The organism is Mesorhizobium salmacidum (SeqCode), from assembly GCF_037179605.1.
Classification (GTDB): Bacteria; Pseudomonadota; Alphaproteobacteria; order Rhizobiales; family Rhizobiaceae; genus Mesorhizobium; species Mesorhizobium salmacidum.
Genome location: NZ_JAPYKS010000026.1, coordinates 1 through 22,386, shown reverse-complemented (window position 1 = coordinate 22,386; position 22,386 = coordinate 1). Strand labels below are relative to the sequence as shown.

20 protein-coding genes are annotated in these 22,386 nt (G+C 62.0%); 17 read left to right on the top strand and 3 right to left on the bottom strand.

The window, feature by feature from the left end:
- Positions 1-38 precede the first annotated feature (38 nt).
- Positions 39-599 (bottom strand): hypothetical protein, encoded by a 561-nt coding sequence (locus tag O7A60_RS26650; protein WP_337108725.1) that lies wholly within the window; start codon positions 597-599, stop codon positions 39-41.
- A 44-nt stretch (positions 600-643) separates the two neighbouring features.
- Between O7A60_RS26650 and O7A60_RS26645 the strand changes: the two genes are divergently transcribed.
- Together O7A60_RS26645 and O7A60_RS26640 are read left to right on the top strand one after the other, a co-directional pair.
- Entirely contained in the window at positions 644-3,055 is a 2,412-nt protein-coding gene (locus O7A60_RS26645; RefSeq protein ID WP_337108724.1) for a phosphoketolase family protein, read from the top strand.
- Complete coding sequence (locus O7A60_RS26640; RefSeq protein ID WP_337108723.1) at positions 3,052-4,227, top strand: acetate/propionate family kinase; 1,176 nt, start codon at positions 3,052-3,054, stop codon at positions 4,225-4,227. The genes O7A60_RS26645 and O7A60_RS26640 overlap by 4 nt, the downstream gene beginning before the upstream one ends.
- Positions 4,228-4,324: 97 nt before the next feature.
- Here O7A60_RS26640 and O7A60_RS26635 read toward each other — a convergent pair whose 3' ends face one another.
- Positions 4,325-4,975: a hypothetical protein gene (locus O7A60_RS26635; protein ID WP_337108722.1), complete on the bottom strand. Its 651-nt coding sequence runs from the start codon at positions 4,973-4,975 to the stop codon at positions 4,325-4,327.
- Between the two features lie 69 nt (positions 4,976-5,044).
- On the opposite strand from O7A60_RS26635, the gene O7A60_RS26630 reads away from it, so the two are divergent.
- Complete coding sequence (locus O7A60_RS26630; protein ID WP_337108721.1) at positions 5,045-6,397, top strand: NADP-dependent oxidoreductase; 1,353 nt, start codon at positions 5,045-5,047, stop codon at positions 6,395-6,397.
- Positions 6,398-6,439: 42 nt separating this feature from the next.
- Here O7A60_RS26630 and O7A60_RS26625 read toward each other — a convergent pair whose 3' ends face one another.
- Positions 6,440-7,549 (bottom strand): branched-chain amino acid ABC transporter substrate-binding protein, encoded by a 1,110-nt coding sequence (locus O7A60_RS26625; RefSeq protein WP_337108720.1) that lies wholly within the window; start codon positions 7,547-7,549, stop codon positions 6,440-6,442.
- A gap of 370 nt (positions 7,550-7,919) precedes the next feature.
- Between O7A60_RS26625 and O7A60_RS26620 the strand changes: the two genes are divergently transcribed.
- The 14 genes from O7A60_RS26620 (at position 7,920) to O7A60_RS26555 (ending at position 22,310) form a co-directional block, all read left to right on the top strand.
- Entirely contained in the window at positions 7,920-8,594 is a 675-nt protein-coding gene (locus O7A60_RS26620; protein WP_337108719.1) for a cytochrome c3 family protein, read from the top strand.
- Positions 8,578-11,556, top strand: a complete 2,979-nt coding sequence (locus tag O7A60_RS26615; RefSeq protein WP_337108718.1) for a TAT-variant-translocated molybdopterin oxidoreductase — start codon at positions 8,578-8,580, stop codon at positions 11,554-11,556. The genes O7A60_RS26620 and O7A60_RS26615 overlap by 17 nt, the downstream gene beginning before the upstream one ends.
- The gene (nrfD, locus tag O7A60_RS26610; protein ID WP_337108717.1) at positions 11,549-12,928 is read left to right on the top strand and encodes an NrfD/PsrC family molybdoenzyme membrane anchor subunit; all 1,380 of its coding nucleotides are present in this window, start codon (positions 11,549-11,551) and stop codon (positions 12,926-12,928) included. The genes O7A60_RS26615 and nrfD overlap by 8 nt, the downstream gene beginning before the upstream one ends.
- On the top strand, positions 12,925-13,452 hold the full coding sequence (locus O7A60_RS26605; RefSeq protein WP_337108716.1) for a DUF3341 domain-containing protein: 528 nt from the start codon (positions 12,925-12,927) through the stop codon (positions 13,450-13,452). Before nrfD ends, O7A60_RS26605 begins: the two co-directional genes overlap by 4 nt.
- The gene (locus O7A60_RS26600; protein WP_337108715.1) at positions 13,449-13,988 is read left to right on the top strand and encodes a c-type cytochrome; all 540 of its coding nucleotides are present in this window, start codon (positions 13,449-13,451) and stop codon (positions 13,986-13,988) included. Before O7A60_RS26605 ends, O7A60_RS26600 begins: the two co-directional genes overlap by 4 nt.
- Positions 13,985-15,124, top strand: coding sequence for a hypothetical protein (locus O7A60_RS26595; RefSeq protein WP_337108714.1), 1,140 nt, complete (start codon positions 13,985-13,987; stop codon positions 15,122-15,124). Before O7A60_RS26600 ends, O7A60_RS26595 begins: the two co-directional genes overlap by 4 nt.
- Positions 15,117-15,614 (top strand): hypothetical protein, encoded by a 498-nt coding sequence (locus O7A60_RS26590; protein WP_337108713.1) that lies wholly within the window; start codon positions 15,117-15,119, stop codon positions 15,612-15,614. The genes O7A60_RS26595 and O7A60_RS26590 overlap by 8 nt, the downstream gene beginning before the upstream one ends.
- Positions 15,611-16,366 carry an SCO family protein gene (locus tag O7A60_RS26585; RefSeq protein WP_337108712.1) on the top strand — a complete coding sequence of 252 codons (756 nt, stop codon included), beginning with the start codon at positions 15,611-15,613 and terminating at the stop codon, positions 16,364-16,366. Before O7A60_RS26590 ends, O7A60_RS26585 begins: the two co-directional genes overlap by 4 nt.
- The gene (gene coxB / locus O7A60_RS26580; protein WP_337108711.1) at positions 16,363-17,322 is read left to right on the top strand and encodes a cytochrome c oxidase subunit II; all 960 of its coding nucleotides are present in this window, start codon (positions 16,363-16,365) and stop codon (positions 17,320-17,322) included. The genes O7A60_RS26585 and coxB overlap by 4 nt, the downstream gene beginning before the upstream one ends.
- Positions 17,319-18,959, top strand: coding sequence for a cytochrome c oxidase subunit I (gene ctaD, locus O7A60_RS26575; RefSeq protein ID WP_337108710.1), 1,641 nt, complete (start codon positions 17,319-17,321; stop codon positions 18,957-18,959). Before coxB ends, ctaD begins: the two co-directional genes overlap by 4 nt.
- A complete protein-coding gene (locus tag O7A60_RS26570) occupies positions 18,959-19,597 on the top strand; it encodes a cytochrome c oxidase subunit 3 (protein ID WP_337108709.1) in 639 nt (212 codons plus the stop codon). Before ctaD ends, O7A60_RS26570 begins: the two co-directional genes overlap by 1 nt.
- A complete protein-coding gene (locus O7A60_RS26565; RefSeq protein ID WP_337108708.1) occupies positions 19,594-19,848 on the top strand; it encodes a cytochrome C oxidase subunit IV family protein in 255 nt (84 codons plus the stop codon). The genes O7A60_RS26570 and O7A60_RS26565 overlap by 4 nt, the downstream gene beginning before the upstream one ends.
- Positions 19,849-20,139: 291 nt before the next feature.
- Positions 20,140-21,135, top strand: a complete 996-nt coding sequence (locus O7A60_RS26560; RefSeq protein WP_337108707.1) for a glycosyltransferase family 2 protein — start codon at positions 20,140-20,142, stop codon at positions 21,133-21,135.
- A gap of 2 nt (positions 21,136-21,137) precedes the next feature.
- Positions 21,138-22,310 carry a glycosyltransferase family 2 protein gene (locus O7A60_RS26555; RefSeq protein ID WP_337108706.1) on the top strand — a complete coding sequence of 391 codons (1,173 nt, stop codon included), beginning with the start codon at positions 21,138-21,140 and terminating at the stop codon, positions 22,308-22,310.
- Positions 22,311-22,386: the final 76 nt, after the last annotated feature.

Sequence of the window (22,386 nt, the reverse complement as noted above, 5' to 3'; positions counted from 1 at the left end):
ATTGCTTCACGGCGCGACCGCATCGTTCGGGGTGCCGATCAGGTTGTGGTCTGGATGATCAGGGTCAGCGTGCCATCGCCATCGATGTTGGCGGCCACGACCTGTGAAGAGTTGAGCCCGTTCGCCCTCAGCGCCGTTGTTGCCTGGGGCGATGCATCGATGGAGTTCTGCAGCCGCAGGAGATCTTCCGCAGTGGTCTGGGTAATCACGGCTTCCGCCTGCGCTTTGATTTCCGCAGGCAGATCCTCGACGGCGACAACGGCAATATTGGTGAAATTCTGGTCAGCAGCCCCTTGCCCGGGCTGCGGTGTCTGGTCCGGCTGGGGCTCCAAGGGTGTTATCTGAGGAACAGGCGTCATCCGGGGAACCTGCGGGTTGATGGCTTGCCCGTAGAGGGACTGCGTGACGGCCGCTCCGGAAAGCGCGGCAACTATCATCAACATCCGCATCGTCGTTCCCTGGATTATTTCGAAACGTCGAAGACAACCCTTGTGCCGGGCGATGGTTCCGTACGCACGACGGCCGCTGGGCAATTTCAGTCGTTTCCAATTGTTCAATCGTTTCCGCTTGCTGCCAATTTGGCCTTGCTCGGGCGCCAAGCCGCTCCAGTTAAATCCAGCGAACCGAGGCTGGAGACTGGGTGATGGACAACAAGACCGCCGCGACGACGCAGGTGATCAGCCTCGAACGGATCGACCTCATGAACCGCTACTGGCGCGCCGCGAATTACATCTCGGTTGGCCAGATCTATCTGCTCGACAATCCGCTGCTGCGCCAACCCTTGAAGGCCGAGCATGTGAAGCCGCGGCTGCTTGGCCATTGGGGCACGACGCCGGGGCTCAATTTCGTCTACCTGCATCTCAACCGGATTATCCGCGAGCGTGATCTCGATGTGCTGTTTATCTGCGGCCCAGGACATGGCGGTCCGGCAATGGTCGCCAACACCTGGCTCGAGGGCACCTATAGCGAGATCTACCCCGATATTGGTCAAGGCGAAGACGGCCTGAGAAAACTGTTCCGGCAGTTTTCCTTTCCAGGTGGAGTGCCAAGTCACGTGGCGCCAGAAACACCCGGCTCCATTCATGAGGGTGGAGAGCTCGGATATGCGCTGGTCCATGCTTTCGGCGCCGCATTCGACAATCCGGATCTGACAGTCGCCTGCATCGTCGGCGATGGCGAAGCCGAGACCGGTCCACTCGCCGCGGCGTGGCATTCAAACAAGTTCCTGAACCCGGCGTCGGACGGCGCCGTCCTGCCGATCCTGCACCTCAACGGCTACAAGATCGCCAACCCGACGATCCTCGGCCGCATGGACGACAAGGAGCTGCGCGACCTCTTCACCGGCTACGGCTACGAACCGTTCTTTGTCGAAGGCCATGAGCCGGTTGCCATGCACCAGGCGATGGCCGGGACGCTCGACACGGTGCTCGATCGGATCCATTCCATTCAAGAGCAAGCCCGACGTTCAGGATGGCATGGCGAACGCCCACGATGGCCGATGATCGTCCTGCGCAGCCCCAAGGGCTGGACTGGGCCGAAAGAGGTCGATGGCGAAAAAGTCGAGGGTTTCTGGCGCTCGCACCAGGTGCCGGTATCGAACGCCCGCGGCAATGACGAGCACCGCAAGATCCTCGAAACCTGGATGCGAAGCTACGAACCGGAACAACTGTTCGATAAGGATGGATATCTGCTGCCGGAACTCGCGGCCCTTGCCCCAGCTGGAACAAGGCGCATGGGCGCAACTCCATACGCCAATGGCGGGCTGTTGAAGCGCGACCTTGTGCTACCGGACTGGAAAAGCCTGGCACTCGAAGTGCCTCGGCCCGGGGGCGTCGTTGCCGAAGCGACACGGACTTGCGGCGGCTATCTTCGCGAGGTCTTTCGACTTAACGCCAAAGCGCGGAATTTCCGGCTGGTGGGACCGGACGAGACGTCTTCCAATCGCCTTGACGCAGTGTTCGAGGCCACGGATCGGATATGGATGGAGCGCATCGAACCTTACGACGTCCATCTTTCCCGCGACGGCCGCGTCATGGAAGTGCTGAGCGAGCATCTCTGCCAGGGGTGGCTGGAAGGTTATCTGCTCACCGGCCGACACGGTCTGTTCTCATGCTATGAGGCGTTCATTCACATCGTCGATTCCATGGTCAACCAGCATGCCAAATGGTTGAAAACTTCTGGCGAGCTTGCCTGGCGCAAGCCGATCGCCTCGCTCAATTACCTGCTTACCTCTCATGTATGGCGGCAGGATCACAATGGCTTCAGCCATCAGGATCCGGGCTTTGCCGACTTTGTCGCCAACAAGAAGGCTGACACGGTCAGGCTCTATTTCCCGCCGGATGCCAACACGCTGCTGTGGATTACCGACCATTGCCTGAGAACCTACAACCGCATCAATGTCATCACCGCCGGCAAGCAGCGGGCGCCGCAATGGCTGTCCATCGAAGACGCTGAAGCGCACTGCAAGGCCGGCGCAGGCATCTGGGAATGGGCCGGCACTGTTTCGAAAGGCGAGGAGCCGGATGTGGTGCTGGCCTGTGCCGGCGATGTTCCGACGCTGGAAACGCTGGCTGCGACGGACCTTCTTCGCTCCGCAATTCCCGATCTGAAAATCCGCGTCGTCAATGTCGTCGACCTGATGACGTTGCAGTCGAACACCGAACATCCTCACGGCCTCACCGACCAGGCTTTCGATGCGCTGTTCACGAAGACAAAGCCCGTCATCTTCGCCTATCATGGCTATCCCTATCTCATCCATCGCCTGACCTACCGTCGTGCCAACCATGACAACATGCATGTGCACGGCTTTCGCGAGGAGGGCACCACGACGACGCCATTCGACATGGTGGTGCTTAACGAACTCGATCGCTACCACCTCGCACTTGCCGCTATCGCACGCGTCCCGGGCTTGGCCGAAAGGGCGGAAAGCCTCGCCGCGGACCTTGACGGCAGGCTGGCAAGGCACAAGGCCTATGTCCGCGAGTACGGCGAAGACATGCCCGAGATCCAGAAATGGAGTTGGCCGGCTGCGAGCGGGGGAAAGGCTGGTCGATGAGCCAATCGATCCTGGCGCTGAATGCCGGCTCGTCCAGTGTCAAGTTCGCCCTATACGATCTTGCCTCGCCAGACGGCCAGCAGCTCGTTTCGCGCGGCACTCTGGATTTGGGCGACGAGCCCAGGCTCACCGCGAAAGCGGCCGATGGAACAGTGCAGTGCGACAGGCAGTTCACCGCGGACAATCCGCATGGGGCGGGCATAGGCGAAATACTGAGTTTGGTGCAGGGGGAACTTGGTGGAAGAAAACTGATCTGCGCCGGCCACCGTATCGTGCATGGCGGAAAGGAATTCAGCAAACCTGTCCGTCTGACGCCCGCCACCATCGAGGCACTGGACGGGCTGACCGCACTCGCGCCTTTGCACCAGCCTCGCAGTATCGCGCCGGTTCGCGCGATAGCTGCATTGCAGCCGGATCTGCCACAGGTCGGATGTTTCGACACCGCGTTCCACCAGACGATCGATCCGCTGGTGCGGCGCTTTGCCATTCCGCAAGACTATGAACGGGAGGGACTGCGGCGCTACGGATTTCATGGCCTCTCCTACGAATATATTGCTGGGCGGCTGAGCAAGATATCGCCCGCGCTCGCGGCGAAGCGGACAATCGTCGCTCATCTCGGAAACGGGGCGAGCCTTTGCGCTCTGCGCGAGGGCAAAAGCGTCGATACGACGATGGGCTTTTCGGCACTGGATGGTCTTGTCATGGGCACTCGGTGCGGCGCCATCGATCCTGGCGTGCTGTTGTATCTCCTGATGGAGAGGGGCATGACAGCGGACGAGTTGCAGACAATGCTCTATGAGAAATCCGGACTGCTCGGGGTATCCGGCATTTCGGGCGACATGCGCACGCTGGAGGCAAGCAGCGAGCCTCGCGCCCACGAGGCGATTGAGCTTTTCGCCTTTCGCGCCGCGAGGGAAGCAGCAGCGCTCGCAAACACCATGGGTGGTCTCGAATGTCTCGTATTCACCGCCGGCATCGGCGAACGCTCATCGTCGATCCGCAAGACGATCTGCGATAAATTGACTTGGCTCGGCATGGCGCTCGACGAGCCGGCCAATGACATCCATGCAGAGATCATAAGCCGTCCCGACAGCAAGGTGGAAGTGCGCGTGGTTGCAACCGACGAGGAGAACGTCATCGCGCGCCACAGCCGCGCGGTGATGCAGGTCTAAGGACCCGCGACTCAGTTGCGCGAGCTGGAGTCCTGTTCAACCTTGGTTGCGCTCGAGTGAACGTCCGGCCGATCCATCCGAAAGGTCGGGTAAGAAGTCATTCTTTTGGGTCGGGAAAACGCACCACCAATTTTTGCTCCGCCGCCGCCCAGGATTGTAGATGGTAGCGCCGCAGCAAAAGGATGCTCGCGCCGAATATCAACAGACCCAGGATCACACTGAGCGGGATCGCCGGGCCGATCACCGATGTCACGACCACGCTGGAAAAAACCCCGGCGATGGCACTGCTGATCACGCTCACCATTCCTGCGGCAGTCACGAAGAACTGCCATGGCGAAGATCTAAGACCCTTGTCGACGCGCACGGCCGACTGATCGTCATGAGTGGAATGGATCAGATAGTGCTCCATGACGGGCGCATGCTCGACGTAATAATGCCTTATCCGGGCCATGCCGCGCGCATGCACCATATCCTCAATGGCGACTTGCACCGCACGCACGAAAGTGACCAAACCCAGGAAATAAAGGCAAGGGAGCAAAATCAGGCTGAACAGCACGAACGGCCCTCCCATGCGGGTGACCTGGGCGACGAAGCCGAGGGCGATCGCGGCGCTTGAAACAGTGGTCAGGAACAGGTTCGCGCACTGGCTCGCTTCCTGAATCGTGGCCGCCCGTGCGGTCTGCAGAACAAAATGCTCTGTGGTCATGATCTGCAGGATTTGGGGATCGCTTTCATCCACCTTCGCCACCGTAGCCTCCTGGATGCCGCGCGGCGACGTCCCTTCAGAAGGAGGTCCCTATCGCTCCGATCAGAAGAAGTGACGCCGACCCAGCAGCGCACGTTGTCGGCCAGCCATAACCAAGGCGATCGGCCGCCCAGCCGCGGGGCCGATCTCTTCAAGGGTGATGTGGAGACCTCGGGTTCCGATCTTGCCAATCATGATTTGACCCAACGTCGCGCCGTTTGGATCGGTTCCAAATCCAAGATTGACCTGCCGCGCATATGGCAGGCGGAGAGGGGACTCCGGCTTGCTGTCAGGAGTTCGGCCTGGAAGCGGAGCCCCTTGGCAATGACGGGTGGTCGCTCCTCCAGGCGGCTTCGAGGACCATGCCTGGCTTCCAAAAACAGCGATCGAGTTGAACCTTCCGCCATCTCAGCTGTTTGGACACATGCCCCGGCTCTCCGCATGCCCGTAGCTCGCGGTGAGGGGGAAGAAAAAAGCCGACACGGGAGTACGATGATGGCGACCATGAAAGCCGTTCGCATCCATGAATTTGGCGGACCGGACGTTCTCTCACTTGAGGACGCTCCGTTTCCGCAGCCGCACGATGATGAGGTCTTGCTGAAGGTCCATGCCAGCAGCGTCAATCCGGTTGATTACAAAATCAGATCCGGAGGCGGAAAGAAGGACCAACTGCCGATGACGCTTGGCCGTGACGTTTCCGGCACCGTCGAACTCTGCGGCACGCGGGCGCACACGCTCAAAAAAGGCGATCCGTTCTATGCGATGCTGGGACCGGATCGCGGTGGCCAAGCTGAATATGTTGTGGTGAAGGCAATCGAAATGGCCGCCAAGCCACAGTCCGTGGACCACCTGCATGCGGCGGCGGTGCCGCTTGCAGCGCTCACCGCCTGGCAGGGGCTTTTCGACCATGGTGCACTGACGGCCGGGCAGCGCGTCCTGATCCATGGCGGGGCTGGCGGGGTCGGCCATTTTGCTGTCCAGCTGGCAAAGGCAAAGGGCGCGTTCGTTGCGACCACCGTTGCCGGCGAGGATCTCGAATTCGCGCGCTCGCTGGGCGCCGACCAGGCCATCGATTACAAAAACGAGCGGTTCGAGGATATTGTCGGCAAGGTTGATCTCGTCTTCGATCTGGTCGCTGGCGAGACGCAGGATCGCTCTTGGGCCGTCGTAAAGCCTGGCGGGATAATCGTGTCGACGCTGGCGGAACCGTCTATTGAGAGCGCACGCAAAGCCGGCGCCAGCGGCATTCATTACATGGCGAAGCCGAATGCAGCCCAGCTTGGCGAAATCGGCCGCCTTATTGACGAAGGCAAAGTGCGGCCGCACGTCGACGCGACCTTTCCGCTGCAGGAGGCCGCTGCCGCCGAAGCCTGGCTGGAAAACAAGCATGTGCGCGGAAAGATCGTGCTCGAAGTTGCGCCCTGATTTCGAGGCCAGATGTAGCCTGGGCTGTCCTTCACAAGCGCCTCAGTCTTCTGGCTCGTTCTGGTTGCCCTCCTTCTTCACAACGGCTACCTGCCGGAATCGACCGCTCTCGATCCTGTGCAAGGCCGTAACCGCGGCGCGATTATCGCCGTTGGGATCCCAGGAAATCTTTTGTTCGTACGCAATCCCCTGGCGATGTATCCCACGCAGCGCGTCCGCGACGCGATCCCGGGTCGGGTCGCCGTTGTTGGAGGCGACCCGGATGGCATCGATCAACGTCGCCGCGGCGTCAAAGGCATTGACGGCATAATTCCTGATCCGTCCGAAACGCCGCTCGTATCGATCGGCCATTTCCAGCGATCCGGCAATTTCACCCAGTTGCGGACATGCTGAAAGAACGAGGACGCCTTCACCCTGCTCGGCGGCGGCTCCGGCCGGCTCAAGAAAATTTCCGACGTCCCAGCAACCATCGCCGGTGGCGAACAGGCGATCATCCTGCCGGGTCCGCATTTCCTTCACCAGAGGGGCGCCCTCGAAGGTCCCGCCATAGAAGATGGCGCTCGCTTCCCGAGGCAAGGAGGCCACGAGGTCCGCGAAATTTCTTTCGCCTTCCTGAACTGTGTGCCGCCGCAGAACAGAGCCGCCGGCAGCTTCAAATGCGGCGGCGAACTCCTTGCTCATGCTCCTTCCATAGACGGTGTCGGTCTGGATGACGACAACAGTTTTCTTGCCTAACTGGCGGACCATGTACTGGGCGATGGCGAGCCCCGTCGCATCGTCACTGTTGGTGAAACGGTAAACGTTGCTCCATCCGGAGTGCGTTAGTGCCGGGTTGGAGACGATCGGACCGATCAACGGCAGACCGGCCGCGGCATAGAGAGGCGCGACCTGCAAGGTAACATTGCTGTTGTAATGGCCGATCGCTGCGACAGCGGCGGAATTGCGAACGAATTCCTTCACGACCCGCTCGCCGTCTTCCTCGCGACCTCTGTCGTCGAGGACGACCGCTTCGATCCGGTGGCCGTTGATGCCACCGGCCTCGTTCGCGCCATCGACGGCGAGCTGAATGGCGTTGGCCATTTCGCGACCGAGCGTCTCGCCCATCCCGCCGAGCGGCACGCCGACGCCAATCTTCAGTGGTGCGTCGGTCAAAGCGGTCAACTCTCGTCGGCCCGGCCTGCGTACCGGGCGACCGCCCCGGACAGGGGACGAGACGCCTTTGTATGGTCGGCAAGAATATGGTCAGGCAATGCCGCTCCCGGTGCTTTGTCCTGTCTCATGGCTGTCGCCTCTCTGGTGGCGCGTTTGTCGGTCTAACCGAAGTACGGCGTTTATGTTCCCATCCGACTTCATGGCAACATTCCCGCGGGGCATCGATCATGATGATGTCGAACGCCGGGGATTGCGCAGGGTTGCGATTCCCGGCGGTTTTCGGCTACGCTCGAGAGTCACCATTTTGTGAGTAGTCCCCGCCGACGGAACCTTTGTCGCATCGCCGCCGTTAGGCGCTCGATCCAAAGCCATGCAAATCGGCGAGGGGATGCCGCAGGTCTTTTCCAGCAATGCCAACGGGATTGCCCGCTTCATATTGTGGGGATTTTGTTTCTTCGCGATTTTCGCAGCCATCGGCGGCACGGCACTTTTGCGTTCGGGATTCATCACCGGTGTTGGCCGTCCCGTGGCACAGGCAGTCCCATTCAGTCACAAGCATCATGTCGGCGATATCGGGCTGGACTGCCGCTATTGCCACAATGGAGTCGAGACATCGGCGTCCGCGGGGTTGCCCGCGACCGAGGTGTGCATGACCTGCCACTCGCAGATATTCACCAATGCCGACATGCTGGCGCCGGTGCGCGCAAGCCTTGCCTCAGGACGGCCGCTGCAATGGCAGCGCGTCAATTCGGTGCCGGACTTCGTCTACTTCAACCACTCCATCCATATCGCCAAGGGCGTCGCCTGCGAGACCTGCCACGGCGATGTCGACGACATGCCGCTGATGCAGCGCGCGCATTCTTTGTCGATGGAATGGTGCCTGGGCTGTCATCGCGATCCCGGCCCCAATCTCCGTCCGCCGCAGGACGTTTTCCTGCTGCACTGGAATCCGCCGCAGGACATCGAACAGGTCAGGCGTTCCCTGATCAGCATCCTTGATATCCACCCCGAGACGATGACGGATTGCTATGTCTGCCATCGCTGACATCAAGCCAGTCTCGGCCTCCGATCTGGCGGCATTGCGGCGGGCAGCGACGGGACGCGAGCCGTGGCGGAGCCTGGATGAACTGGCCGATACGGCCGAGTTCCGGCGCTTCGTCGAGGCGGAATTTCCGGCCATCGCCGAACGCCTGCCGTTCGGCCTCGACCGACGCACCTTGTTGAAGCTGATGGGCGCGTCACTCTCGCTGGCCGGTCTGACCGCCTGCAGCGAGGCCGAACGCATCGTGCCTTACGTGCGCCAGCCGGAAGACATTGTTCCCGGAAAGCCGCTCTATTATGCGACGGCCCTTTCCAGCGATGGCTACGGCATCGGCGCGGTTGTCGAGAGCCATGAAGGGCGGCCGACCAAGGTCGAGGGCAATCCGGATCATCCGGCCTCGCGCGGCGCTACCGACGCCATCATGCAGGCGGCGGTGCTGTCGCTGTTCGATCCCGAACGGTCTCGCACCCCGCTCAGGCAAGGCGAGCCTGCGAGTTACGGCGACTTTCTCAAAGACATGGCGAAGCTTGCCGGCGGATTGGCCGCTTCGGGCGGGCAAGGTTTGGCACTGCTGATCGAGGCGACAACATCGCCGACGACCAAGGCGCAGATCGGATCGCTCAAGCAGCGCTACCCCAAACTTCGCGTCTTCAGGCACGATCCGCTTGCGGCCAGCGCGAACGAGCAGGCAACGGCCAAACTGTTCGGCAGGCCGCTGACACCGATCTACCATTTCGACCGCGCCGATGTGATCGTCAGCCTTGATGCCGATTTCCTCGGCGAAGGGCCGGGACGTCTGGCCTATGCCCGCGATTTCGCGCAGCGGCGGCGCGTGCGCAAGTCGACGGACACGATGAACCGTCTCTACGTCGTCGAGTCGACGCCCACAATCACGGGTGCGGCGGCGGATCATCGCCGTGCCGTCAGACCGAGTCTGGTGGAATGCATTGCGGCGGCGATCAAGGCAGCTCTCGAAGGCGGGCACGATGCGGCGAGTTTGCCGTCGCTCGGCATGGAATACGCGCTTGTCGACGATCTCCGCGAGGCCGGCCGCAATGCCCTGGTGGTGTCTGGCGCGCACCAGACGCCGTTCGTGCATGCCGTGGCCTTTGCCATGAATGCCAGGCTTGGAGCCGTCGGCAACACGCTGGATTTCATCGAGCCGCCGCACGCCATGCCGATCGACAGCGATCTTGCCGCGCTTTGCCAGGCCATCACGAGCGGATCGATCCAAAGCGCCATCGTGCTCGGCTCCAATCCCTTGCACACGGCGCCGTCGGACGTCGATGTGCGCAACGCCTTTTCGAAGCTGAAGCTTCTCGTCCACTGGGGACTCTATCGCGACGAGACCGCATTTCTGGCGCAGTGGCACATTCCCGCCGCGCACGAGTTGGAGAGCTGGAGCGACATCCGTGCCTATGACGGCACGGCCTCGATCGTGCAGCCGCTGATCCAGCCTCTGTTCGGAGGCAGGAGCCTGCATCAACTGCTGGCGGCGCTCGGCGGTGAGTTCGATGCCGATATGCAAGCCCTGGTGCGCCCGACATGGGCTGACATGGACGAGGCAGGCTGGCGAAAGGCATTGCGCGATGGCGTCGTGCCGAACAGCGTCACTGCTCCTGTCGTCGTCTCGATGCCGGCGGATATCGGCGATCCCACGCCGCATGCTCCTGTTGCCAATCGGCTGGAGGTTCGCTTCGAGGCCGATCCCTGGCTTCGCGACGGCCGCAACGCCAATTCGCCGTGGCTGCAGGAGTTGCCCCGCCCGCTGAGCAAGCTCGTCTGGGGCAATGCGGCCCTGATCTCGCCCGCGACCGCACAGCGCCTGGGGCTCGAAAACGGGCAGATGGTCAATCTGGCGCGAGGCGGCAAGGATCTCGACGCGCCGGCCTGGATCATGCCCGGACAGCCTGACGACACGGTGACGCTGTCGCTCGGGTTCGGGCGCAAGATCGGTTCGGTCGCCGCGTTGTCCGGTGGCTACGATGCCTTCATCCTGCGTACCACAGAGGCTCCGTGGTTTGCCGATGGCCTCGTGTTGACCGCCCGCGACGGCTCGGCGCGGGTGGTGACGACCCAGCACCACCAGGCGATGGAGGGCAGGGCGATCGTGCGGCACGCTACGCTCGACGCCTTCAGGCAAGATCCGCATTTCGTGCGTGACGGTGTGCTGCCGGCGCCGACGGAATCGCTGTACCGCGACTGGACCTACGACCAGGAAGCCTGGGGCATGTCGATCGACCTCTCGGCCTGCATCGGCTGCATGGCTTGCGTATCGGCCTGCCAGGCCGAGAACAACATCGCGACCGTCGGACCGGATGAAGCCGCCCGCGGTCACGAAATGCATTGGCTGCGCATCGACCGTTACTACGCCGGCGCGGTCGACGACCCCGACACCTTCTTCCAACCCGTGCCTTGCATGCATTGCGAGAAGGCGCCCTGCGAGGCGGTCTGTCCGGTCAACGCGACGATCCACACCCATGACGGCCTGAACGCGCAGGTCTACAACCGCTGCATCGGCACGCGCTACTGTTCGCAGAACTGCCCTTACAAGGTGCGCCGCTTCAATTTCCTCGAGTACCAGGAGTTCGACAAGGACAGTGCCGGGCCACAGCAGGCCGTGCATAATCCTGACGTCACCGTGCGCTCGCGCGGCGTCATGGAAAAATGCACTTATTGCGTCCAGCGCGTTGCCGAAAAGCGCATCCGCGCGCAGATCGAGAACCGCGAAATCGCCGATGGCGAAGTCGTCACCGCTTGCCAGCAGGCATGCCCGACACAGGCCATCATCTTTGGGGACCTCAACAGGAAGGGTTCTCAGGTATCGCGCGAGAAAGCCGCGCCGCATAACTATGCCCTGCTCGAAGAGCTGAACACGCGGCCGCGCACCACCTATCTCGGCAAGATCACCAATCCGAACGCCGGGATCGGCGGCAAGCCAGGCACAGGGACCGGCGATGGCTGAAGCGGTCGCCGTCAGAGCCGGAAAAGCCCAGCCGCAAGCGCCGGTGCTGCGGGGGAGCCATGATTTTCCCGAGATCAGCGGCCGTATCAGCGCGATCGTCCTGCAAGGCAAGCTGCCGCGCTTCTTCTGGGCGGCGTTCTTCGTCTGCTTCGCCTTCGTGCTGCTGTTCCTCTATTCCATCACCTACCTGATCTCGGTCGGCGTGGGCGCTTACGGCGTCAACATTCCTGTCGTCTGGGGCACGATGATTTCCAGCTTCGTCTGGTGGATCGGCATCGGCCATGCCGGCACGCTGATCTCGGCGGTGCTGCTTTTGCTGCGCCAGCCCTGGCGTGCCTCGATCAACCGCTTCGCCGAGGCGATGACGCTGTTTGCCGTGGCAATGGCCGGGCTCTACCCGATCCTGCATCTCGGCCGGCCATGGTTCTTCTACTGGCTGCTGCCCCTGCCCAACACCCATATGCATTGGCCACAATGGCGCAGCCCGCTGGTCTGGGATTTTGCCGCGATTTCCGCCTACGCCAGCGTGTCGCTGCTGTTCTGGTACATGGGACTGCTGCCGGATCTCGGCGTGCTGCGCGACCGCGCCAGATCGCGCGCCGGCCAACTCTTCTACGGCATCCTGGCGCTTGGCTGGCGCGGCTCGGCCTACCATTGGGCACGCTATCGGACCGTCTATTTCCTGATGGCGGCCCTTGCCGCACCGCTCGTCGTGTCGGTGCATTCGATCGTCGCGCTCGATTTCACCTATGCCATCACGCCGGGCTATCACTCGACGATCTTCCCGCCTTACTTCGTCGCCGGCGCGCTGCTCTCCGGCTTTGCCATGGTGCTGACCATCGCCATTCCCTTGCGCTGGGCCTTCGCGGTCGAAGACCTGATCACATTGCGCCACATGGAGAACGCCGCCAAGCTGATGATCGCGGCCGGCATGATCGTCATCTACGGCTATGCGTCGGAAGCATTCTTCGCCTGGTATTCCGGGCAGCCCTATGAGCGCGCGATGATGGCCCAGCGCGCCGTCGGTCCTTACGCGCCATTGTTCTGGATCATGCTGTTTTGCAATTGCATCGTGCTGCAGCTGCTCTGGCTGCGCCGCGTGCGGCTCAACATGCCGGTTTTGTTTTCAATCGCATTGGTCATCAACATCGGCATGTGGCTGGAGCGCTATGTCATCGTGGTAACCGGTCCGAGCCGTGACTACCTGCCGTCGTCCTGGGGCGAGCAGTCGCTGACCTGGCTCGATTTCGGCATCCTGTTCGGTTCGATCGGTACCTTCTTCGCGCTGGTCTTCCTCTTCATCCGCATCCTGCCGGCGATCACCATCTTCGAGGTCGAGGAATTGGTCGAAGAGAAAAGCGGGGCCGCATGAGCCTCCATGGCGTCATCGCGGCATTCGCCGATCCCGATGCGCTGACGCAGGCGGCGCGCACGATGCGCGACAAGGGTTACCGGCGCATGGATGCGTTCTCGCCCTTCGAGGTGCGCGGCCTTGCCGAAATTTTGGGCATGCCAAGGACGCGGCTGCCATGGGCGGTGCTGGCGGGCGGCATTGCCGGCGGGCTGCTGGTTTATGCACTGATCCTCTATTCGGTCGAGATCGACTATCCCGTCAATGTCGGCGGCCGGCCGCTGCATTCCTGGCCGCCTTTCATGGTGATCGCCTTCGAGGCAGCCATACTGGGCGCGGCTCTGGCCGGCTTCGTCGGCATGCTCCGCGCGAACGGTTTGCCGCAATATTACCATCCGGTGTTCAACGCCAAAACTTTCACCTACGCGCAGGGCGGCAAGTTCTACCTTCTCGTCGAAGCCGCCGATCCGAAATACCGCAAGGGCATCACCAGGCGGCAGCTGACCCGGCTTGGCGCGGAGACAGTCGAGGATGTGGAGGCATGAGATGGCGGACGCCGCTCTTGCCATTCATCCTGCTGCTCGCTGGCTGCAAACAGGACATGGCCGACCAGCCACGCTACAATCCGCTCGAGGCCAGCAAGCAATTCGCCGACGGCATGTCGGCCCGGACGCCGGTCGATGGCAGCGTGGCGCGCGACACCGACCTCGCGGCAACGCCGGACAGATTTCCGTACCCGGTCACCACAGCGCTTCTCCAGCGCGGGCAGCAACGCTTCGACATCTTCTGCTCGCCCTGCCATGGCCGCACCGGCGACGGTCATGGGATGGTGGTCCAGCGCGGTTTCCCGGCGCCGCCGAGCTATCATCAGGACGCGCTGCGCAAGGCATCCGATCGCCATTTCTACGACGTGATCACCAACGGCTATGGCGCGATGTATTCCTATGCCGCGCGGGTGCCATCGACGGATCGATGGGCGATCGTCGCCTATATCAGGGCCTTGCAATATTCACGCTATGCACCTGGCACGGCGCTGCCGGATACGCTTCGCGCGAAACTAGATGCGGAGGCCGCGCGATGAGGCGTTTCGCATGGCCCGATGGTCTTTCAGCTCCGACGATTGCTGTGGCTGCGGCGGGATTTTTGCTTTGCGGCGTCGGCCTTTTCCTGAATCCGCGGGCAACGCTTGCCGGTTGGCTGACGACAGCGCTGTTCCTGCTCGGATTTCCGCTTGGCGCGATGACTGTCCTGATGGTCCATGGCCTGACCGGCGGCCGCTGGGGCGACGCGCTGCGTCCGCCCCTGCGCGCCATGGTCGCGACACTGCCTGTGGGGCTGTTGTTGTTTCTACCTGTCCTCACCCGGCTCGATCTGGTCTTTCCCTGGGTGGGAGCGGACCCTGCGATGCTGCCGGAAGCGGTGCGGCAAAAACTTGCCTATCTCAACGTGCCATTCTTCATCGGTCGTTTCCTGGCGTGTGCACTGGCGTGGCTGGTGCTCGCTTGGCTCGTCGTCGGCTGGACAGCGCCTGAGGGCGACAGATCGAGACAGGGGACCACTACCGGCTATGCGATCGGACTCATCGTCCACGGCCTGGCAGCAACAGCGCTTGCCATCGACTGGATGCTGTCAATCGAGCCGGAGTTCACGTCGACCATCTACGCGCTGCTCGAAGCCGCTGCCGAAGTCGTCGGCGCGTGTGCATTGGCTCTGGTGGTGTTGGCAGCCAGCCGCGCGATCGAGACGATGCCCGGTGGCGAGGAGGACGTGGCGCTTGGCGAGGACGTCGCCAACATGCTGTTCGGCTTCATGCTGATGTGGACGGACCTGTCCTTCATGCAGTGGCTGATCGTCTGGGCCGGCGACCTGCCGGAAGAAATCCACTGGTACGTTCTTCGTGGCCGGAACGGCTGGCAATATCTGCTCTGGCTGCTGATCGCGCTGCAGTTCGTGGTGCCGTTCTTCGCCTTCCTCATACGCTCGGTCAAGCGCAGCCATCGCGGCCTGCTGGGGCTTGGCGCGGTCGTTCTTGCCGGACATTTCCTTGACGTCGTCTGGCGCGTTCGCCCGTCGCTGTCGGCAGCCGGTGCGCAGGTGTCCTGGCCGGACCTGGCGGCGTTTGCAGGGGCGGGGGGCGCGTGGTGTGCGTTTTTCCTCTATCTCTGGGCGAGGCCGGATCGCATTGCTGTGCGGCGCAGGAGGCTGGTCCGTGGCTAAGGCCTCGCATCCTGAAACGCGTGATGTCTGGCCACGCGCCCTGCTGCTCTTCGGGGTCGCCCTGCTGGTCTTCCTGGCGCTTGCGGCGCTGGCGCTGAAGCTGATTTTCGACACGGCGCCATACTGGCCCTTGGTGAATGCCGAGAAGACCAGCCAAGCAGGTCCCGCATTACAACGCTTCGCGGGAGCCGACCTCGCGGCGTTCCGCAAGCGGGAAGATGAGGAACTCGGCAGGCTTGCCTGGGTTGATCGCGGTGCCGGCATAGCGCGCATTCCAATCCAAGACGCGATGAAGCTGGTTGCAGCGCAAGGTCTGCCGGACTGGGCAGGCGCGGCCGCTTCGCCAGGTCAGGATTGCGGCTTGCTCGAAGGCCAGGTCCCCCGCGCGCCACAGGCCAGCGATTGCCACGCCGGATCATTCACCGCACAGCCAAACGACAAGGCGCCACAGCCGAGCCAAGCCGCACCGGCTCCGGGGGCGAGCCCATGACGCGTTTGGGGCTGCTGGTATTTTTGTTGCTTCTTCCAGCTGCCGCCAGCGCTTCGGCGCGGCCGTCTTTCGATCCGCAAATCGGCGCCCAGCTCGATCTCGACCGGGTTTTCAGAGATAGCTCCGGCAAGCTGGCGCCGTTGTCTGCCATCCTCGGCGGTCGGCCGGCGCTCGTCATCTTCGGCTATGACAAGTGTCCCAATTTGTGCGGTGTCACACAGCAGGCGGTGGCCTCGGATCTGAACAAGACCGGCCTGGATCCTTCGACCTATCACGCGCTTTTCGTCTCGATAGATCCTTCCGAGGCGGTTGCAGACGCGGCCTCCGTCCGGAGCGAGGTCGCGCGGTCCGCCGGTGAAGCCGGCTTGTCAGCCTGGCGTTTTCTGACCAGTGCCGATGGCGGCGGTGCCGACCTTGCATCGGAGGCCGGCATTACCTTCGACCGGCGTGACCGCATTGCCCAATACGTCCATCCGATCGCCGTCATCGCGCTGACGCCGCAAGGGCGGATCGCACAGGTGCTGCCGGCGCTGACTTTCGAGCCGCGCGATTTGAGGCTTGCTCTGGTCGAGGCGTCGGCGGGGCGGCTGGGATCGATCACCGACCATGTCTTCCTGCTCTGCGCCGGCTTCGATAGCTCCAAAGGGCAGTACACCTCGACGATACAGGCGGTTCTGAAGATAGCGGGGCTGGCAACGCTGCTGGGGCTCTGTGCGAGCCTTTTCATGCTGACGCGGGGGAGGCGGGTTTGAGCTTCGGCATCCCCTTCACGCCACCCGAGGCCTCGTCGATCGCCGGCGGCGTCGACATGTTGTTTTACACCTTGCTGGCATTCACCGCGGCCTTGGGGATATTCCTGGCCAGCCTCGTCGTCTTCTATGCCATCAAATATCGCGCCGGCTCCAAGGCGGAACGAACCGGCGAGCGCGCGCGCAGCCTGCCCCTGGAAGTGGCCTGGACAGTAGCGAGCCTGCTGATCGCCTTCGTCATCTTCGGGTGGGGCGCCGTGCTGTTCCTGCGCCGCGAACATCCGCCGCTCGACGCGCTCGAAATCGCCGGCCTCGGCAAGCAATGGATGTGGGAGTTCCGCCATCCCGGCGGCCAGCGCGAGATCAACGAACTGCATGTGCCGGTCGGAAAGACGGTGATCGTCTCGCTGGCATCGCAGGATGTCATCCACTCGTTCTTCGTGCCGGCCTTCCGGGTCAAGCAGGACGCCGTGCCGGGGCGCACCACCCATGTCTGGTTCATAGCTGACGAGCCCGGGCGCTATCATCTGTTCTGCGCGCAATATTGCGGCACGCAGCATTCGGAAATGGGTGGCTGGGTAACGGCGATGCCGCCGGAAGACTATGCGGCGTGGCTGGGAAACCAGGGCAAGGGCGACACGCTCGCGGCCGATGGTGAAAAACTGTTTCGGGCGCTCGGCTGTTCCGGCTGCCATGAAAAGTCCAGCAAGGTGAGGGCTCCGGATCTTGCCGGCATCTTCGGACGGCCGGTGGCGTTGGAGAACCAGCAGACAGTCGTCGCCGACGAACGCTATCTGCGCGATTCCATCATCGAGCCGAAGAAGGAAATCGCCGCCGGTTACGATCCGGTGATGCCGAGCTTCGATGGAATTGTCGACGAGGGCGAGATGCAGATGCTGCTCGCCTATCTCAAATCGCTTTCACCGCGGGCGGCAACCAGGAACGAGGCGACCCAATGAGCACCGAAGCGCTGAGGCCTTCGAGCTATCTTGGCGAGGGCGCCGGTCCCGCCGCATGGCTGTTGACCACCGACCACAAGCGCGTCGCCTGGCTCTATTTGATGTCGCTTACGGCTTTCTTCTTCCTCGGCGGCGCCTTTGCCGTGCTGATGCGCGTGGAACTTGCCACGCCTGCCGGCGACCTCGTCTCCGACGACACCTACAACCGATTGTTCTCCCTGCACGGCATCATCATGGTGTGGTTTTTCCTGGTGCCGTCGATCCCGGCGACATTAGGCAATTTCCTTTTGCCACTGATGATCGGCGCGCGCGATCTCGCCTTTCCGCGCCTCAACCTCGCCAGCTGGTATGTGTTCATCCTCGGCAGTGCCTTTGCCCTGGCCTCGGTGCTCGCCGGCGGCGTCGACACGGGCTGGACGTTCTACACGCCGCTCTCGACGCTCTACGCCAACGGCTTCGTCTCGATGGCGGCCCTTGGCGTCTTTATCGTCGGTTTCTCGACGATCATGACCGGCATCAATTTCATCGTCACCATCCACACGCTGCGCGCGCCGGGATTGACCTGGTTCCGGCTGCCGATCTTCGTCTGGACGATGTACGCCACCGCCCTGGTGATGGTGCTGGCAACGCCCGTGCTGGCCGCCTCGCTGATCCTGATCGTGCTTGAACGGGTGTTCGGCATCGGCATCTTCAACCCGGCGCTCGGCGGCGACCCGCTGCTGTTCCAGCACCTGTTCTGGTTCTACTCGCATCCGGCCGTCTACATCATGATTTTGCCAGGCATGGGCGTGGTCTCGGAGGTGCTGCCCTGCTTCAGCCGCCGGCCGCTGTTCGGCTACAAGGCCGTTGCCCTGTCCTCGATGGCAATCGCGGTGTTCGGCTTCCTCGTCTGGGGCCACCACATGTTCGTCTCCGGCCAATCGGCCTATGCCGGGGTGCTGTTCTCTTTCCTGTCGTTCTGCGTCGCCATCCCCTCAGCCATAAAAGTGTTCAACTGGAGCCTGACGCTGCGCAAGGGCGAGATCACCTTCGAGACGCCGATGCTTTACGCGCTGTTCTTCCTGGCGCTGTTCACCTTCGGCGGGCTGGCTGGTCTGTTCCTGGCGGCCCTCGCCATCGATGTCCACGTCCACGACACCTACTTCGTCGTGGCGCATTTCCACTACATCATGGTTGGCGGCATGGTGACCGCCTACATGGCCGGGCTGCATTTCTGGTGGCCGAAACTGACCGGCCGCATGTATTCCGAGACGTGGGGGCGGATCGCGGCGACCGTCACCTTCCTCGGCTTCAACCTGACCTTCTTCCCGCAATTCGTGCTCGGTTTTATCGGCATGCCGCGGCGCTATCACACCTATCCGCCCGAATTTCAATTCTGGCATGTCCTGTCGTCGGCCGGCGCGGTGGTGCTGGCGTTTGGCTACCTGATGCCGTTGTTCTATCTCGGCTGGTCGATGTTTCGAGGTGCGCGAGCGCCCGCCAATCCGTGGGGCGCGACCGGGCTCGAATGGCAGACGGCTTCACCACCGCCACCGCATAATTTCGATACCATGCCGAGCGTCAGCCGGCCCGCTTATGACTATGCGATGAAGGGGTTGCAGCACGAGACGTTCAGTCCGCACAAGGACGAAGCCTGATGCGTGCATCCACCGAAAGTGTCGCCTTCGATACAAAGGCCCGCGAGAAGGCCGCCGACACGTTCGGCATGTGGGTGTTCATCGGGTCCGAGGCGATGCTGTTCGGCGCGATCCTGCTGGTTTTCCTGATCGCAAGGATCAGCTACGGCACGGCTTTTGCCGCTGCTTCACAACGCCTGTCGCTGCCGCTCGGCACGCTGAACACGGCCGTTCTTTTGACCAGCAGCTTTGCAATGGTGCTTGCTCACATGTTCACGGCCAGCCGGCGTTGGCGCCCGGCTGTCTGGGCGTTGATCTGCACGAGCCTGCTTGGAATTGTTTTTCTATTCGTCAAGGCCGTCGAGTACGGCAGGGAATTCAAGGAGGGCCTGGCGCCGGTTCTTGGTGCGCCGTTCAGTTTCACAGGCCCCGATCCGACCCACGCCGAGTTCTTCTTCGCGCTTTATTTCGCCATGACATCGCTGCATGCGCTGCACCTGATATGTGGCATCGCCGTGATCGCCGGCATGCTGCTGCTTTGGCCAGGAACCACGGAGGCCAGCCGCATCCATCGTGTCCAGGCAATCGGGCTTTACTGGCATTTCGTCGATATCGTCTGGGTCTTCCTGTTTCCCGTTCTCTATCTGATCAACCGATGAGCCACATCCGCACACTTATAGTCGCTTATCTCGGGCTGCTGGCCTTGCTGGCATTGACGGTGGGCTCGTCGTTCCTCGACCTCGGCGGATTGAACTCCGCGCTCAACCTGATGATCGCCGCGGCCAAGGCCGCGATCATCGCCACTCTGTTCATGCGCCTGACCAGCGAGGGCATCTTGCCCCGGCTGGCGGTGGCGGCGACAGGCCTGTGGCTAGCCGTCCTGTTTGGCTTGACGTTGATCGGACAATAGGGCCGAGCCTGGCCGCGTTTGGACATAGGTCATCGCGTCGCGCGCTGACTTGGCTTGAGCGCGTCGCTTTTGAGGCCCTGCCTTGGCGAGATAAACACCTAGCGACTTTTTAGAACGGCCTTCGCTACCGGTCAGGACTCGGCGACCGGAGCCTTCCGGTTGACTGGCTTGTTAAGGAAAAGCTAATGGACTGGCGGTTTCGCCGCGAATTCGCCCCGATCTTTGACGAGAGCGGTACCGACGACCATGCCCGCATAATTTTTCAACCCTTGCGGAGAAAACGAAGTCCCGATGATCTCGGACAAAGCCACAGTTGGCGTCGTGGTGCCGATGTTCAATGCCGAGCGAACCATTCGCTCTACCCTGACCAGCATCTGCCGGCAGACCTACCGGACATTGGACATCGTCGTGGTCGACGATGGATCGACGGACGGGTCCGCATCGATCGTGGCCTCCTGCGCCGAGAGGGATCGGCGCATACGCCTCATAGGGCAGTCAAATGGCGGTGTCGCGCAAGCTCGCAACAGCGGTGCCGCTTCTACTGACGCAGAGTTTCTGGCGTTTGTCGACGCGGATGATCTTTGGGCCCCATCCAAAATAGCACTTCAGTTGGGCACCTTGAGGGACGGTGGCTCGTCAGCAGGCCTGGCCTATTGTTGGTTTGCGCATATCGACGAGGACGATCGGGTATTCTCGCTGCACAATCAGCCCGATGCCCAAGGTCACGTTCTCCAGCGCATGTGCAGACAAAATTTTGTCGGTAACGGAAGTTCGATGCTTGTCCGCCGCTCCGCATTCGAGCGAGCCGGACAATTCGATCCGTCGCTGCGAGCCAGGAGCGCACAAGGCTGCGAGGACCTTCTGATGTGTCTGAGAATAGCGGAAAGTTACGAGTTCCGCGTCGTGCCCCAATACCTCGTGGGTTACCGGATGACGAATTTCAACATGTCGAGCGATGTCATGCAGATGCTTCGTTCCTGTGAAATTGTCCTTGCCGAGTTTCGTCGAAAATATCCGCAATTCGAAAGCGATCTCGATGCCCATCTGGTCGACATGATCCAATGGCTTGCCACAAGAGCTTTGATTGAGGGGCGGTTTCGCGCGGCCGGCAGCCTGTTGAAGACGTCAGTCACCCTGGACCCGCGCACGACGATTTCGTGTTTGCCCGACATGGTAAACGCATATTGCCGGGCCAGGCTGGTTCCTCGCTGGATCAAGGTTGGCATGAAACGGATGCTACGCACGGACGCCGAGTTTCGGCCTGTTTACGGCGAAATTAGCTGGTGAAGATGTCAGCCACCCCAGACGGGCACGTGAATATGCTGGAAGCGGAACTGCGCGAGGTGTTTGGCGTGGAAGGCTGCGCGGGTGTCCGCCATGTGGATTTGGACATCCAAGATGCTCCCGAAGGCTGCGATGCCGGCATGATCGTCTTGTGGCGCGGCGGAGTGCCGGTCGGGCATTTGCTCAGGGCGAGCGACGGCGAGTGCCGCATTGCCCCAATGGCGACCGCTCGAGACTCAAGCCTGATTGCACCGGTTCTGGACCTGCCGAGCGCCAGCGTGGTCATCTGCACGCGCGACAGGCCGAACGAATTGCGGCGTTGCCTCGCCTCGCTTCCTCGGCAAACCTTCCCGCCTGAAGAGATCATTGTGGTCGACAACGCATCGAGAGGCAGCGAAACGCGCGAGGTAGCGCTCGCTGCCGGCGCAATCTATGTGCGCGAGGATCGACCTGGCCTGGATATAGCCCGCAACCGGGGAGCCTTGCGTGCAACCTCGCAGATCGTTGCATACACTGATGATGACGTTCTGCTTCATCCGCAATGGCTTGAGCGGCTGGTCACGGCATTCGACAGCCCCTCGATCGGCGCGGTGACGGGTCTCGTATTGCCCGCCGAGCTTGCCACCAAAGCGCAGCGCTATTTCGAGACATTCTGGAGTTTCGGGCAGGGCTATACACCTCGAATTTTCCGCGCGGCCGATTTTGCCGCCAGCAGGCACGAGGTGTTCCCAGCCTGGAAAATCGGGGCCGGCGCCAGCATGGCGTTCCGGCGCGACGTGTTCGACCATGCCGGGTTGTTCGACGAGCGCCTCGACGTCGGTCAGGCCGGATGTTCGGGCGATTCCGAATATTGGTACCGGCTGCTCGCCAATGGATATGACTGCCGTTACCAGCCCACCTCCGTCACGTTCCATTTCCACAGGCGGACCATGGAAGGCTTGGCCAAGCAAATCTACGCCTACATGCGCGGTCACTCAGCGGCGTTGCTCGTCCAGCACGAACGGACCGGCGTCAAGGCGAATTTGACGCAGGTTCTCAAATGGAAGCCACTTTGGTACCTTGGCAGGGTTCGCAGGAGGCTGCTTGGACGCAGGGTCCCTGAGGACCATTTCCTTTGGCAGGAAATCGCCGGCTATGCTTCGGGAATCCTGTTCTACCTCCGAACCAGGCGCGGGTAAGACGGCGTGGCGGATAATCCCTTGGTTTCAATCGTGGTGCCGGCGCGGAACGCGGGGCTCACGCTGACACAAGCGC

Excerpts from the sequence above, each read along its gene's own strand:
- O7A60_RS26645 (WP_337108724.1), top strand. The coding sequence starts at position 644 with ATGGACAACAAGACCGCCGCGACGACGCAGGTGATCAGCCTCGAACGG.
- O7A60_RS26640 (WP_337108723.1), top strand. The coding sequence starts at position 3,052 with ATGAGCCAATCGATCCTGGCGCTGAATGCCGGCTCGTCCAGTGTCAAG.
- O7A60_RS26620 (WP_337108719.1), top strand. The coding sequence starts at position 7,920 with ATGCAAATCGGCGAGGGGATGCCGCAGGTCTTTTCCAGCAATGCCAAC.
- O7A60_RS26615 (WP_337108718.1), top strand. The coding sequence starts at position 8,578 with ATGTCTGCCATCGCTGACATCAAGCCAGTCTCGGCCTCCGATCTGGCG.
- nrfD (WP_337108717.1), top strand. The coding sequence starts at position 11,549 with ATGGCTGAAGCGGTCGCCGTCAGAGCCGGAAAAGCCCAGCCGCAAGCG.
- O7A60_RS26605 (WP_337108716.1), top strand. The coding sequence starts at position 12,925 with ATGAGCCTCCATGGCGTCATCGCGGCATTCGCCGATCCCGATGCGCTG.
- O7A60_RS26600 (WP_337108715.1), top strand. The coding sequence starts at position 13,449 with ATGAGATGGCGGACGCCGCTCTTGCCATTCATCCTGCTGCTCGCTGGC.
- O7A60_RS26595 (WP_337108714.1), top strand. The coding sequence starts at position 13,985 with ATGAGGCGTTTCGCATGGCCCGATGGTCTTTCAGCTCCGACGATTGCT.
- O7A60_RS26585 (WP_337108712.1), top strand. The coding sequence starts at position 15,611 with ATGACGCGTTTGGGGCTGCTGGTATTTTTGTTGCTTCTTCCAGCTGCC.
- ctaD (WP_337108710.1), top strand. The coding sequence starts at position 17,319 with ATGAGCACCGAAGCGCTGAGGCCTTCGAGCTATCTTGGCGAGGGCGCC.
- O7A60_RS26570 (WP_337108709.1), top strand. The coding sequence starts at position 18,959 with ATGCGTGCATCCACCGAAAGTGTCGCCTTCGATACAAAGGCCCGCGAG.
- O7A60_RS26565 (WP_337108708.1), top strand. The coding sequence starts at position 19,594 with ATGAGCCACATCCGCACACTTATAGTCGCTTATCTCGGGCTGCTGGCC.
- O7A60_RS26560 (WP_337108707.1), top strand. The coding sequence starts at position 20,140 with ATGATCTCGGACAAAGCCACAGTTGGCGTCGTGGTGCCGATGTTCAAT.
- O7A60_RS26555 (WP_337108706.1), top strand. The coding sequence starts at position 21,138 with ATGTCAGCCACCCCAGACGGGCACGTGAATATGCTGGAAGCGGAACTG.